Annotated in this window: 15 protein-coding genes and 1 pseudogene; 7 read left to right on the top strand and 9 right to left on the bottom strand. The window is 34.9% G+C overall.

All coding sequences use genetic code 11. The features are described 5' to 3' along the window. Window positions 1-2: 2 nt before the first annotated feature. From OOK92_RS03930 to OOK92_RS03920, 3 genes are all read left to right on the top strand, one after another. On the top strand, window positions 3-578 hold the full coding sequence (locus tag OOK92_RS03930) for a PopZ family protein (RefSeq protein WP_264732275.1): 576 nt from the start codon (window positions 3-5) through the stop codon (window positions 576-578). Window positions 579-654: 76 nt separating this feature from the next. Next, window positions 655-1,233, top strand: a complete 579-nt coding sequence (locus OOK92_RS03925) for an RlmE family RNA methyltransferase (protein ID WP_264736312.1) — start codon at window positions 655-657, stop codon at window positions 1,231-1,233. Between the two features lie 575 nt (window positions 1,234-1,808). Continuing rightward, a complete protein-coding gene (locus tag OOK92_RS03920; protein WP_264736311.1) occupies window positions 1,809-1,949 on the top strand; it encodes a hypothetical protein in 141 nt (46 codons plus the stop codon). Window positions 1,950-2,473: 524 nt separating this feature from the next. On the opposite strand, the gene OOK92_RS03915 is transcribed toward OOK92_RS03920, so the two are convergent. Continuing rightward, window positions 2,474-2,665, bottom strand: a complete 192-nt coding sequence (locus OOK92_RS03915) for a hypothetical protein (protein WP_264736309.1) — start codon at window positions 2,663-2,665, stop codon at window positions 2,474-2,476. A 69-nt stretch (window positions 2,666-2,734) separates the two neighbouring features. On the opposite strand from OOK92_RS03915, the gene OOK92_RS03910 reads away from it, so the two are divergent. Next, a complete protein-coding gene (locus OOK92_RS03910) occupies window positions 2,735-4,834 on the top strand; it encodes an ankyrin repeat domain-containing protein (RefSeq protein ID WP_264736308.1) in 2,100 nt (699 codons plus the stop codon). 74 nt (window positions 4,835-4,908) lie between these two features. Here OOK92_RS03910 and OOK92_RS03905 read toward each other — a convergent pair whose 3' ends face one another. Then, window positions 4,909-5,094: a hypothetical protein gene (locus OOK92_RS03905; RefSeq protein ID WP_264736307.1), complete on the bottom strand. Its 186-nt coding sequence runs from the start codon at window positions 5,092-5,094 to the stop codon at window positions 4,909-4,911. Further along, a protein-coding gene (locus tag OOK92_RS03900; RefSeq protein WP_264735405.1) for an IS630 family transposase occupies window positions 5,072-6,074 on the bottom strand; the annotation gives its coding sequence in 2 pieces (ribosomal slippage) (window positions 5,072-5,563 and window positions 5,565-6,074; 1,002 coding nt in all). The genes OOK92_RS03905 and OOK92_RS03900 overlap by 23 nt, the downstream gene beginning before the upstream one ends. Before the next feature lie 94 nt (window positions 6,075-6,168). Here OOK92_RS03900 and OOK92_RS03895 point away from each other — a divergent pair. Then, entirely contained in the window at window positions 6,169-6,300 is a 132-nt protein-coding gene (locus OOK92_RS03895; protein ID WP_264736306.1) for a hypothetical protein, read from the top strand. Between the two features lie 142 nt (window positions 6,301-6,442). Here OOK92_RS03895 and OOK92_RS03890 read toward each other — a convergent pair whose 3' ends face one another. Continuing rightward, the gene (locus OOK92_RS03890; protein WP_264736305.1) at window positions 6,443-6,688 is read right to left on the bottom strand and encodes a hypothetical protein; all 246 of its coding nucleotides are present in this window, start codon (window positions 6,686-6,688) and stop codon (window positions 6,443-6,445) included. 23 nt (window positions 6,689-6,711) lie between these two features. Between OOK92_RS03890 and OOK92_RS03885 the strand changes: the two genes are divergently transcribed. Together OOK92_RS03885 and OOK92_RS03880 are read left to right on the top strand one after the other, a co-directional pair. Beyond that, on the top strand, window positions 6,712-7,023 hold the full coding sequence (locus OOK92_RS03885; RefSeq protein ID WP_264736304.1) for an ECH_0659 family protein: 312 nt from the start codon (window positions 6,712-6,714) through the stop codon (window positions 7,021-7,023). Window positions 7,024-7,331: 308 nt separating this feature from the next. Continuing rightward, window positions 7,332-8,288: an IS5 family transposase gene (locus tag OOK92_RS03880; protein ID WP_264735591.1), complete on the top strand. Its 957-nt coding sequence runs from the start codon at window positions 7,332-7,334 to the stop codon at window positions 8,286-8,288. An 8-nt stretch (window positions 8,289-8,296) separates the two neighbouring features. Here the strand turns inward: OOK92_RS03880 and OOK92_RS03875 are convergent. The 5 genes and pseudogenes from OOK92_RS03875 to OOK92_RS03855 form a co-directional block, all read right to left on the bottom strand. Further along, window positions 8,297-8,923, bottom strand: a pseudogene (locus OOK92_RS03875) (major capsid protein); the annotation flags it as partial. A gap of 37 nt (window positions 8,924-8,960) precedes the next feature. Continuing rightward, the gene (locus tag OOK92_RS03870) at window positions 8,961-9,335 is read right to left on the bottom strand and encodes a head decoration protein (protein WP_264736303.1); all 375 of its coding nucleotides are present in this window, start codon (window positions 9,333-9,335) and stop codon (window positions 8,961-8,963) included. Window positions 9,336-9,402: 67 nt separating this feature from the next. Then, window positions 9,403-10,455, bottom strand: coding sequence for a S49 family peptidase (locus OOK92_RS03865; protein ID WP_264736379.1), 1,053 nt, complete (start codon window positions 10,453-10,455; stop codon window positions 9,403-9,405). Then, on the bottom strand, window positions 10,455-11,861 hold the full coding sequence (locus tag OOK92_RS03860) for a phage portal protein (protein ID WP_264736302.1): 1,407 nt from the start codon (window positions 11,859-11,861) through the stop codon (window positions 10,455-10,457). Before OOK92_RS03860 ends, OOK92_RS03865 begins: the two co-directional genes overlap by 1 nt. Continuing rightward, window positions 11,861-12,892, bottom strand: a complete 1,032-nt coding sequence (locus OOK92_RS03855; protein ID WP_264736377.1) for a PDDEXK nuclease domain-containing protein — start codon at window positions 12,890-12,892, stop codon at window positions 11,861-11,863. Before OOK92_RS03855 ends, OOK92_RS03860 begins: the two co-directional genes overlap by 1 nt. Window positions 12,893-12,894: the final 2 nt, after the last annotated feature.

Below are 12,894 nucleotides of genomic sequence, written 5' to 3'. Positions count from 1 at the left end.
CTATGCATGATGAACAAGGCAATCAATCTGTAAAAGATATTCTAGAAGATATAAAAAAAGCTATATCGGGTAAAAACGCAAGTAACGATAAAGCAGAAATAAAGGATGAAAATGATGATGTGCTATGCCTTGAAGAAGAGTATCCAGAAGACATGGAAGAAGATGGCAAAAAAGAAAATGGTAAAGAAGAGAACATTGATAATGATGACCAAAGTGAGGAAATGGCTTGCAACAACAACCAATTTAATGGCCATAGCTACAATTCAGAAGAAAAAAAAGACATTGATTTGTACGATAATATCCAAATGAGTAATAACAAAGCGAGTAATAGCGGCTTACAAGCGCAAAATAATGATCATCTAGTTTTAAAAGAGAATATGGAAGAGATCAAAGCGCTGCTTGGAAAAATGCAAAACGAATTGCAGCATAAACAACAAAAAAGAGCGAATCTTACTGTTGAAGAATTAGTTACATCTCTTTTAAAACCTCAGCTCTCAGAATGGCTGAATAAATATCTACATGCACTGGTAAAAGAAGTAGTTGAAAAAGAGCTCAAAGATATAATCAATAATAAGTAGGGTATTAGCAATAAAAACTAGAGTAAAGACGGCTAGAGGCAGAAAACTATCTTCAACAAGGTGGCTACATCGTCATTTGAATGATCAGTATGTGCGAAAAACTAGCAAGGATGGTTATAGGTCACGCTCAGCATATAAGCTGGTAGAAATGGATAATAAATTTAAATTATTCCAAGAAGGGCAAAAAATTATTGATCTTGGTGCTTCTCCTGGTGGATGGTCACAAGTCGCGTCTCAGAAAGGTGCAAATGTAGTTGCTCTTGACATGAAACCAATGAACGCAATTAATGGAGTAGAGTTTATACAATGTGATATTATCAATGGGCTTGAAATTTTAAGAGAAAAATTCAAGGATCAAAAATTTGATGTAATTTTATCTGACATGGCGCCCGAATCTTGTGGTTTAAAATCGTTGGATCATATCAGAATTATGCTTTTATGTGAGGCAGCGCTCAATTTTGCAAAGCATTTCTTGAGCCATGGTGGCACGTTTGTAGTAAAAATTTTCCAAGGAGAATCTGATAAAGATTTTTGTAACGAGCTAAAAAAAATGTTTAAAACAGTAAAATATTTTAAACCAAAGTCAAGTAGATCTGAATCTACAGAAATGTATTTGGTAAGTTTAGGCTTTATTGGCAGCAGACCTCCTATATAATATTAACCCAGGTAGCCCGCAGAAGTGAAAAAACTTCCTTGACAAACTCCGCCAGCCCCCTTATCATGAAACTGAAGCTATTTATTTATCTTCTCTGTACAGATTAAATGACAAAAAAACTCACGTATCTGGCGTCTCATGTTTAATTTTTTGCACTATGTGCACTCTATGTCTTTATCAAATTTCTAGGTTTTTACCTACACAAGCTGAAATACGCTATTTAAAACATCAAAAAACGCCAACTTAAAAAATGGATAGTGAATAATTAGCTACCCTAGGGTTTCTTTTGCCTTTTTTTCTGTTTAGTAAATTTCTTAATGTTTATAATTTAGATTAGTTGCGGCTTAAAAGCAACTGAATCGCGGTTATTAAACGTTTAGAATAAAAAAACGCCATACTTGAAAGTATAATGTAAGTAATTAGCCAACCACGGGGCTTCTTTTGCCTTTTTTTCTACTTGGTAAATTTCTTAATGTTTGTAGCTAAACGACAATCGTCATCCCGCTGCTTGTTAGCGGGATCTATGCTAAGGAGATACCGCGGCGGTATGACGGGTTAAGTAGGGTGTCATTCCAGTGCTCCTTTTTTTGTCATCCCAGTGCATGACACTGGGATGGCTTTGTTGCATCGCTACTTATGAAAGGCTAACTATAGCTAGGATTATAAGCAACCTATTGAAAATCTTGTTTTTTTGCAATCAATCTGATCAAATTTAAGAATAGTAATTTATTATTTATATTAATAAACTTAATTCTATTGAAAATAGCTAAAGCATTGAAATTCTTGAATTTTAGCCGGATTAGTGAGTGGTAGTGAAATTTCTTTTACTCAAATTTAGGTATTCACTGACCGTTCTTGTTATAAATACCAGAATAATAAGCTACTGATATTCTCCATCTTTTTTATCTTTAATCCATCATAGCTAGCGATGCAACAAAGCCATTCCAGTGTCAGCTACTTTCATGACATCATCATAAAGTAAAATGAGATCCCAGTGGGCTTTGTTGCATCGCTACTTATGAAAGGCTAACTATAGCTAGGATTATAAGCAACCTATTGAAAATCTTGTTTTTTTGCAATCAATCTGATCAAATTTAAGAATAGTAATTTATTATTTATATTAATAAACTTAATTCTATTGAAAATAGCTAAAGCATTGAAATTCTTGAATTTTAGCCGGATTAGTGAGTGGTAGTGAAATTTCTTTTACTCAAATTTAGGTATTCACTGACCGCTCTTGTTATAAATACCAGAATAATAAGCTACTGATATTCTCCATCTTTTTTATCTTTAATCCATCATAGCTAGCGATGCAACAAAGCCATCCCAGTGTCACGCACTGGGATGACAGAAGAAGGTGCTGGGATGACAGGGGAGTTGAATGACAACGAATTGGAAGAAAATGTTTATGACTAATTTTTAGATCAAACATCGAATTTCGACAAACTTAACTTTTTTGTGAGACTATTCAGCAATAATAAATAAATTGAGAGGAAAGGTTATGGTAATAGAAAAGGAAAAGTTTTTTGAAATAATACGCAATGTGAGTGAGAGTGAAGGTTTGAATAAGGATAATTTGCTTGAAAGAATAGGGAGTAAGCTAAAAGGTGTAAACCCAGAAGCATATAGCACTTATAACAATTTGAAGATAGATAAGCTATTCATGATACAAGATTTAGATAAAATTGCAAGTTACACATTGTTACATCTTGCTGTGGAATGTAACAGTGTACCAATAGTAAAACTCCTACTAGAAAAGAAAGTAAAAGTTGATGAACAAATATCGGGTGATGTTAATTCTAAATTCACTGCTTTGCACATTGCTGCTTTGCATGGTCATCAAGAGATGGTTCAGCTTTTATTAGATGCTAACGCAAATCCTTCACTAAAAGATAGTCAAGGCCGAACTCCAAGAGATATGGTTAGCAATATACCAAATAAGGATATCATAGTAGAAATGTTAAAGGAAGGAGAACAACGTTATGCTGAGGCAAGAAAGAAAAGACTAACTTATGGACAAGGCACTTTACTGCAGCCTAATAATAAAACTCCAGGAAATTTAGCTGTGGGCGGAAATAAAATAACTGCTGCAGTGCAAGCATGGAATGCAAAAGGTCAGGGAGAGAACAATGGAACTACACCAAACAACAGAAAAATCTATGTACAAAATGAGAATGAACAGACTTCTTCAAACTCAATCATTAATGAAAACAATACAGACAAAGTAGGTGATACATTAGAAAGAGAACAGGCTAAAAGAGATGCTGTGGCGCAAAAGTTGCAAGAGGCAGAACAACGATTTGCCAATAATCGGAAGTGCATAGAACAACCCGGTCATAATCAACATTCGGAACAATACGGTGCTACATATAATGGTGAACAGACCTTTTTAAATAAAAGTAGTAGTGACGAGAGTGGAATATATTTTGATGCAGATAAATCTGAAGCTTTAAGCCAATCTATATTAGAAGATGGAGAAGACATTTATGCACAAGATGAAAATGGAATGACTCCTTTACACCATGCTGCTGCAAATGGTGATATAAAGACTGCAAAGTATCTAATAGATAATGGAGCAGATGTTAATGCACAAGATAAAGATAGCGTGAACCCTTTACATTGTGCTGTTGAAAATAACAATAAAGAATTAGCAAAACTTTTGATAAAACATGGAGCAGATGTTGATGCACGAAATAGAAATGAACATACCCCTTTACATTATGCTGCTACGCATGGTTATGTAGAGATTGCAAAGTATCTAATAGATAAGAGAGCAAATGTTAATGCACAAGATCAAGATGAACATATCCCTTTATACTTTGCTGTTAAAAATGACAATAAAGAATTAGCAAAACTTTTGATAAAACATGGAGCAGATCGCTCATTGATAAAGGATGAAGGCCTAATAATAGATAGACTAAACAGTATGTGTGGTCAGCTATCTGAGGTTGTATCTGGTACTTCTTCCCATTCCAAAACACACAATGCAACGGAAACTCCAGAAGAAACAGAAAAGGTTAGAAAACGTAAGGTTAAATTAAAAAAATTATGTGCTCAGCTAAAGGAAGAGAATCAATCACTAAAACAAAAAATACAAGAGCTAGGAAATGAAAACGCAACGCTTAAGGATAAATTAGACAAAACAGAAAGTCAGTATTCTAAAGCAGAAGCGTTGTTAGAAAAAACGCAAAAGGAACTAGAAGAATCAAAAAGTTGCATAGCTGGACATGAGACTAAGTTGAAACAACTCAATAAAGAGAATGAATTACTAAAACAAGAAATAAAAAATCTGAAAAATGAAAACACACCACTTAAGGGTGAATTAGGCAAAACTAAAACAAATGAAGTGTCGCTAGAAAAAGTAGGAAAAAGACAATTTTCCCCAAAAGTTGTCTATGCGAGCCTTGCAGCTATGTTAGTAGTAGGTGCTGCTCTTAGTATTGCTTCTGGATTGTCTGCTCTATTAATAGTTGCAGCTTCTGTGGTATCTGCACTGATAGCCGGTGGCATTACATACACAATATCAAAACCCATCGCTCCTGACACTGAATTGAAAGAAGTGGATATAGGTTCAGCACAACGTGGTGTTTGTAAAACTTAGCACCTACATCTGTACGAACATTGCAGTTTGCAGATGCAAGTAGCTGACACTGGAATCCCAAAAAAAGGATGATGTCATCCCAGTGCTCCTTTTTTTGTCATCCCAGTGCCCAGACACTGGGATCTAGTTCTTACTGTACATTTACTTGGTGTAGAGTTAAGTTTTCTGGATCCAAGTTTCTGGGCACTGGGATGACACCCTTTTGGATGGAAATCAGTGTCATACCAAATTCCATTACTAATCGAACAAATAAGAAACATTACAAACTCGTTTAATAGTAGTGCTGGAAATACTGACAATAAAATTACACACAACATCTTCAAGTAAGCCTATGGTATCGTAGACTCTGTTGCGTAAAGTATTGTGTTTGATATATTGCCACAACCTCTCAACAGGATTCAGTTCAGGTGAATAAGGAGGCAAGTATATAATGGTAATGTTTTCCTGAAATTTCAAACTTTTTGATCTATGCCAACTTGCACAATCCATTACAAGAAAGGCTTCTTTCGTGCCTAAATCTTTCGACATCTGCTCCAGAAATATATTCATACAATCAGTGTTTACATATGGAGCAAGTAGGCTAATTTCCTTACCGCTTCTTGGATTTACCGCACTGTAGATATAGAAATTTTGTCTACCGATTTTTATTTTAACCTGCGTTCTGATCCCTTTTTTGAACCATCCGTGTCCGATTTTTGAATGAGTTCCAAATCGTGATTCATCAAAAAAATACCTCCTTTTCAGGGTGGGAATTGACTATTTTATTGAAGTATTTTTTAAACTCTTCTTGCTTGTTTTTATCTTGTTTATGGTGCATTGGCCTTGGTGTTATGTAAGAAAATTTCATCCTTTGTATCTCACGGTGCACTGTTGATTTACCGATGTTTAGGTCAAATTCCTCTGAGATTTTTATTCGCACTTCCTTAATAGTAATATTTGGATTTTTTTCTACCCATATTTCAATTTGCTTACGTTGATTTTTGTTTAATTTGCTTTTTCTTCGCCGCTGAGACGGGGCAAATAGTTTTTCTACTCTACCAAATTTTAGATGCTTTATCCATTCAGTCAAAGCAGTCCTTGAAATTTTACATATTCTTGCTACAGCGCTTATACTACTTTCTTTTCCTGCTATTACCGCTTGTAACTTTTTTGAAACATATGCATTATTTCTGACCTTTTTTAACATTTCTTTCGCCAAATTTACAACTTTTTCGTCTAATAGTTTTGACCTTAATGCCATTTAAACCTCGCTATTTCACTTACTTTAGTATAGCTTTTTTTCCATTATCTTCTATCTGTTCTTTGTATAGTGGGAATTGGTATCAGCTACTTTCATGACACCATTCTTTTTCCTGGATCCCAGTGGGCTTTGTTGCATCGCTACTTATGAAAGGCTAACTATAGCTAGGATTATAAGCAACCTATTGAAAATCTTGTTTTTTTGCAATCAATCTGATCAAATTTAAGAATAGTAATTTATTATTTATATTAATAAACTTAATTCTATTGAAAATAGCTAAAGCATTGAAATTCTTGAATTTTAGCCGGATTAGTGAGTGGTAGTGAAATTTCTTTTACTCAAATTTAGGTATTCACTGACCGTTCTTGTTATAAATACCAGAATAATAAGCTACTGATATTCTCCATCTTTTTTATCTTTAATCCATCATAGCTAGCGATGCAACAAAGCCATCCCAGTGTCAAGCACTGGGATGACAGGAAAAGGAGGCTACTCAGATGATGGGAAGGGGGTACTTGGATGACACCTATAGCCCTAGCGCGTAAAAGTATTTGCAAGTTACACAGTAGTGTGAATTTTTTACTTCGGTAGTTTTTCATTATCATTATAATCATAATAGTAGTTGAGTTTAATTGATATGAAAACTTTTACGAAAAATTTTAAAAATAACGAAAAAAAGCTAGAGGAGTTTAATAAGGAAATTGAAGATATAACAACTATAGCTCAAGATAAATTTGCACATGAACTTGAAAATATCGCATATGACAGTGTGCAAAAATTTTGCAGTCTGCTTGCTAAAGAGTTAAACTCCATCTTCAATAATATTCATTCTCAAAATGTTAATCTACTAAAATCCAGCCTAGTTGAATATGCTATAAGTTCAAATTTTATCAATAAAAAAGGAGAAACAGCTTTAATACGTTCTCTTCTTAATATATTCATACGATAAAGAATTTATAGCATAATCGTGGTGTCATGAAAGTAGCTCTGTACGAACATTTGTTTGCGAAGAAATATTATAGCCGGTTTTGCCTCAAACACAAAGATGTCATCCCAGTGCCCTGACTACTTGGATCCAGAAATTTTGATTAGAGATTAAGTTGGTGAGCACGAAAGTGACTAACCTTATATTAAGAATAACATCTTTGACAGTGAAAGGCTGGATTCCAGTGGGCTTTGTTGCATAGCAACCGAAAAAATCTGGTGGCTACTGACAAAATTCATTATAAATAACCATTTAACTGTTGAAGAAAAAATATGCCACAGAAAATGAAAGTCAGTAACCAAAACGAATATAACAAATTCCTTGAAAAAAGGGGAAATATTTTTCGTTACATCGATGAAGCTATCGAAAATTGGTATGAAAATAGTCCAAAAATGCAGGGCGGCAACTATATTTACAGTGATAAAGTCGTAATTTTGGTGCATATAATTGTCAATCTTTTTAGAATTGGGTTAAGACAAACGGTGGGGTTTATAAAAGGATATCTGCAACAAATAGGAAAAAATTTGGCAGTTATCAGCTATTCACAAGCATCAAGAAGGTTTAAAAAACTTAATATTAAGATAAATGATTGCAGGGTTGATAAAAGCAACATGGAAAATATTGAAATTATCATAGATAGCACAAGTATCAGCATTTACAGTAACACTCCTGGCCACAGTAAGGAAAACAGTGCAGATAGAAAGTACCGAAGCTACGAGCAAGTAAGAAAGTTACATGTTATGTTAAGTGTGAATAGTAAAAAAGCTATAGCTGCAAGATACAGTAATGGCGTCTACTCTGACCACTATGGAGCTTGCGATTTGCTTGAAGAAGTTAATTTTCAGCACAAAATAAAAGCATTATATGCAGATAGGGCATACGATAGGCACAAACTTTATAAATTGTGTAAGAAATACGATATAAAGACAAAAGTTCTACCAAAAAAGGATGCAGCAGAACATTCAAAAATAGATTATATGTCTGACAGGAATGCTGCTATTAGGTTAATAAAATTATACGGTGAAGATGGCATGAAAGAATGGAAAAAAGAAGTAAATTATGGGAAAAGATCTTATATTGAAGGGTTTTTCTCAAGATTAAAGCAAATATTCGGATTTAGTTTTAGGAATAAATCTGAGATAAATCGAGAAAAAGAACTGCTAATCAAATGCTATTTGCTTAATAAATTCACTGATATTGGTATGGCTAAATTTGAAATCATTACATAAATTTGTCGTAAACCATCACTGCTTAAGGTGCTATGCAACAAAGCCATTCCGGTCATATATTCACCACTTAGATTATCTTCTATATGCCGGAGTACTTCCAGACACTTACGTTTTACGTCAGTTGTTGCTGTTCCAAGGGCAAAATTTACTACTTTTGGTGTTATTTCAAATTCGTTGTACAGATTTAATAATTCTGACCCATCAGCATCTAAAATTATTCCTTTGAGCGCTCCCATTCGCAAATGCTCTAATGTTATTGCATGTTTGTTTCTCATTGATTGCAAATGATCAGTTATTACATCTGCTAGCGCTTTCAGTTCACTTTCTGATCCAAATGCCCTTATTCCTTGCACTTCTTCTGGCAGCACTACATCATCATGAGGAATGTGCGGAATCGTAAACGTCCTTACCTTTCTTTTTCCTCTTTTTCCTACTGTTGCTGGTGCTCCTGGAACTTGCGTTGGTAGTAAACTTAATACTCCGTTGTGTTCTTCTATGGTAATATGTCTAAATCTCACTGACCTACTTGGAAACAAATTTAGATTTTCAACTCGTCCATAATTTATCGGCAATATATTCATTGCATTTGTTAGTGCCGTCATGCTAAATGCTGTATTTGTAAATGGATTTTGCATTTTTTATTTTCCCCCTTTTGTGTTTTTAATAGTTTTTTTAAGCTCCCTTGCGGATAATGATCCCTCGTCCTTCAAGTTGCTTTATTGCTTCAGCTTTCTGTTCTTCAGTGATATTTGCTGGCCACACCACTGCATGATCTGCTAGCATTGCACTGCGAGTAATAATTACTCCTTTCATATCAGAATCTTTGCTATGTATATCGGTTGTAATTACTCCTACTGCTGTTTGTGTGCCGTCTGTTCCAGTGGGGTTCAGCATTCTAATAAAACCATCATCTGTCTTCTTGGCAACTACTGTACCAAGTTTAATATTTTGACCTTTTGCTACAGTTATTTGGTCTCTTGAATATAGACTTGATGCCTCATACTTTAATAAGTCACCTAGATTATTTTGTTCGCTTATACAACTCATAAATTTCTCTCCTTAACTGCTTACCGCCGCTTTTATCAATGCTATATACGGCGGTTATAAAAATACTTTAACTCCTACGACTTCTTGCTACCTGTATCATTAAATCTTCTGACGAATTCTGTGGTAATGTGCTTAAAATTTCAGTCTTCATTGTTCGTTCTGCAAGTATCGACATTAATATTTCTTGTGCTTGTTTGCTGCTAACATTCTGCTCTATAAATTCTCCTATTTTCTCTGGCATTCGTGATAAGTTGCATAAACGTATTAATTCAAGAACTTCAGCATGATAACTGTCATTCTTGATTTTATTAGTTAAATTATCAGTTTTTAGGTCAGTTGTAGTTTGTTCATTCATAATAATACTCCTGTTTTGATTAATAGATGAAAGAATTGTAATTCCGTCTGCAAGGCCTATCTCTACTGCATTTTCACCAAAGTAAAGCCCTGCTTCCGTTGATCGAATCTTTTCAATTGAAAGACCTCTGTTCCTTGCTATTAGCTGCACAAACATTTCATATAGTCGGTCTACTTCTTTTTTTAAGCTTTCCAGACTTTCAGACGTCATTGGCTCATGTGGGTTTAAATCATTCTTTCGACTACCAGCAAAGATTGTGGTGTACTTAATACCTTGCTTTTCATCAAATCTACTTTGATCTATATGACTTGCTATTACTCCAATACTGCCAACACCAGAAGTTCTGCTCACAAATACCTTCTCAGCGCTAGAAGCTATAGCATATGCAGCAGAGTACGCATCATCGTTTGCTATTGCCACAATTCTCTTTTTTGCTCTTGCACTGTAGATAAAATCAGCTAAGTCGAAAATACCGTTTACTTCTCCTCCGGGACTATCTATGTCCAGTAAAATAGTCTCTATACTACTATCTTCTAATGCTTGCTTTACTTGTACTTCTATTTGCTCATATGATGTCATCCCGAGCATTTCATCAAACGCACCCGGTTTTTTAGTTAAAATTCCATGAATTGGTATAATTGCAGTTCTTTCTACGTTACTTTTGATGGAGTGCTTGAGATTTTTAAAAATTGGCTGTTTTTCTTTGTATAACGATAGCAGCTCAAAACTCCTTGGTTCAAGCATTAATGGTTTTCCTAAGAGCATCATAATCCTTTACAATCAGAGTCAAACATTAAGTTGAGACTATTTGCACGCTTTTGATCTTCTGCTATTTCTTGGTCAATTTCTTCTACATCGTAACCCATTTCTGATACTACTTCTGAGCGACTCTTGAAGCCATTTCTTACTGCCATTTGCTGCGATTGCTGATCTTTTAGCGGATCCACCCAATCAAATCCCTGTGGTATCCATTTTACTTCTTCTTTTGCTGCTTTTACTACTTTTTCATCTATACTCAGTTCTCCACAAAGTACTGCTAACTCTAGCCATCTATTCCATACTGGTCTGCAAAATTGAAATACCATAATATTGTGTTGTAGCATTGCACATCTTCTGCGAAACTCTATCAACCCTGCTCTGATTGATGAATAATTAACACCGGTTAAATCTCCTGTTAGTTGTTCATATGTTATCCCTGTGCCTATTGCTATTGCCCTGAGTTGCTGTCTTATAAACGCTTCATAACTTCCTCCAACATCAGACGGCTCTGAAAATTTTATATCTTCTCCTGGGTCTAAAAGCTGCATTGTTCCAGGTTCTAGGCCAGATAGTGCTACTCCTTGCTCATTACTTTCACCTTCTCCTAAAATATTTGCTTCAGGATCGAGCCTTGTAATAAACCCTGCAAACATCGCTGCTGTCTTTTTTCTCACTAATTCTGCATCATCATATTGATCAAGTTCATAGAGCTTTAGCAGTATATTAGAAAGCCATGGCTCTCCTCTTATCTGACCAGGTCTTAGTGGTCTATAGATATGTAAAACATCGTTTGCTGGTACTCTTACTGACTCTCCAAAGGTATTTTCACCAGGGTGTTCTTTAAATAAGTAATAAGCTTCTCTTTGACCAAGCCTGTTAAACGCAATCCCGTTTCTTATTACATTACCATTTCCTAAAGTTTGATTTGTTTTATTGTCTAGATGTTCAGACTCAAGTACTTGCAGTTGTAATGGCACAGAAAATCTATCTTCCAGCTTTCTCATTCTTAATCTTACAAAACATTCTCCACCCTCTATCATACTTCTGCATACCAGAGCTTGTAATCCATAAAAATCACTTATTCCACAGCTATCTGCTTCATCTGTCCATTTTAGCCATAATTCTTGCACCTTCTTTCGAAATTCTCCATCTCTTGCCTTTGATTGCGGCTTTATTCCTGTTCCAATAGAGTTACTCACTATTGTATCAATGATATTTGCTGCATACGGATTTTTTCTCACCATGTCACGTGATCGACTACGTAAAGTTTCAAGGTTTTGAGACAGCAAATTGTTTATACTTCCTGACTCTGGTTGAAAGTGAAAAAATCTTCTTCCTGAGCCTGCTGCATCCCAGGCTGAGCTTTTTATCTTTGGCTTGTTAAATAATTGTTTAAATGACTTTAATAGCATTACTTTTCCTTATCTGAAATTTTTGATAACTCAGCTTCCAGCTCTTCTATTGTTGGCAAGGCTGTCTTTACATTCTCTGGTAGATTTTCAGTAATTTTATATTCTGCCAACCCTATCGGTTTATTTATGTCTTTCAATGTATACTTAGCTAGTACATTATCCTTTGACTTGCATAAAATTAATCCTATAGATGGTTGATCTGTCTCATGCTTTAGTAAATCATCAACGGCTGAAAGATAAAAATTCATTTTACCTGCATACTCTGGCTTGAAATCCTTGTCTTTTAGCTCAATTACTACAAAGCAACGTAGCTTTAAATGATAAAACAATAAGTCAATATAGAAGTCTTTATTTCCAACATCTAAGTGAAACTGCCTACCAACAAATGCAAATCCTTCCCCTAGCTCTAGCAGAAATTTTTCCACATGGCCTACAAGACCTTTTTCTACTTCTCTTTCATGAGCGTCATCTCCTATACTCAAAAAATCAAAAATATATGGATCTTTTAATGTATAATGTGCTAAATCTGATTGGGGAGAAGGTAACTTATCTTTGAAGTTAGTAACAGCTTTTCCTTGACGTTTGTGCAATTCACGTTCGATTTGCATCACCATTATACTACGTGACCAACCGTGCTCTATAGCCTTTTGAAAATAAAATAGTCTTTCTTTTGGATCTTTTACTTTATCTAAAATAACTACAATATGAAACCAAGGCAATTGTGCAGCAACCTGCTGCGTAAATTCAGTATCTTGATACTCTGCAGCAAATTGACGCATATAAGTAAGATTCCTAGCGCTAAATCCCTTCATTTCTGGAAATGCGCTTCTTAAATCCTTACTTAGCTGATCTATGATTTTAGCACCCCAGCCATGTTCTTTTTGGCGCTTTAAGATCTCTGTACCAATATGGTGGTAAAGCACAATAAGCTTGCTATTTACTGCCAGTGCTGCTTTATAACGACTAGTAGCAATCTGTTCTTTGAGCTGCTCTAAAAATTCTGTATATTCTTTTGCTATAATTTTTGTCATGT

It is taken from the genome of Wolbachia endosymbiont (group A) of Rhinocyllus conicus (assembly GCF_947250775.1).
Lineage (GTDB): Bacteria > Pseudomonadota > Alphaproteobacteria > Rickettsiales > Anaplasmataceae > Wolbachia.
The sequence above is the reverse complement of the archived record's forward strand: the minus strand, read 5'-3'. Positions and strand labels throughout refer to the sequence as shown.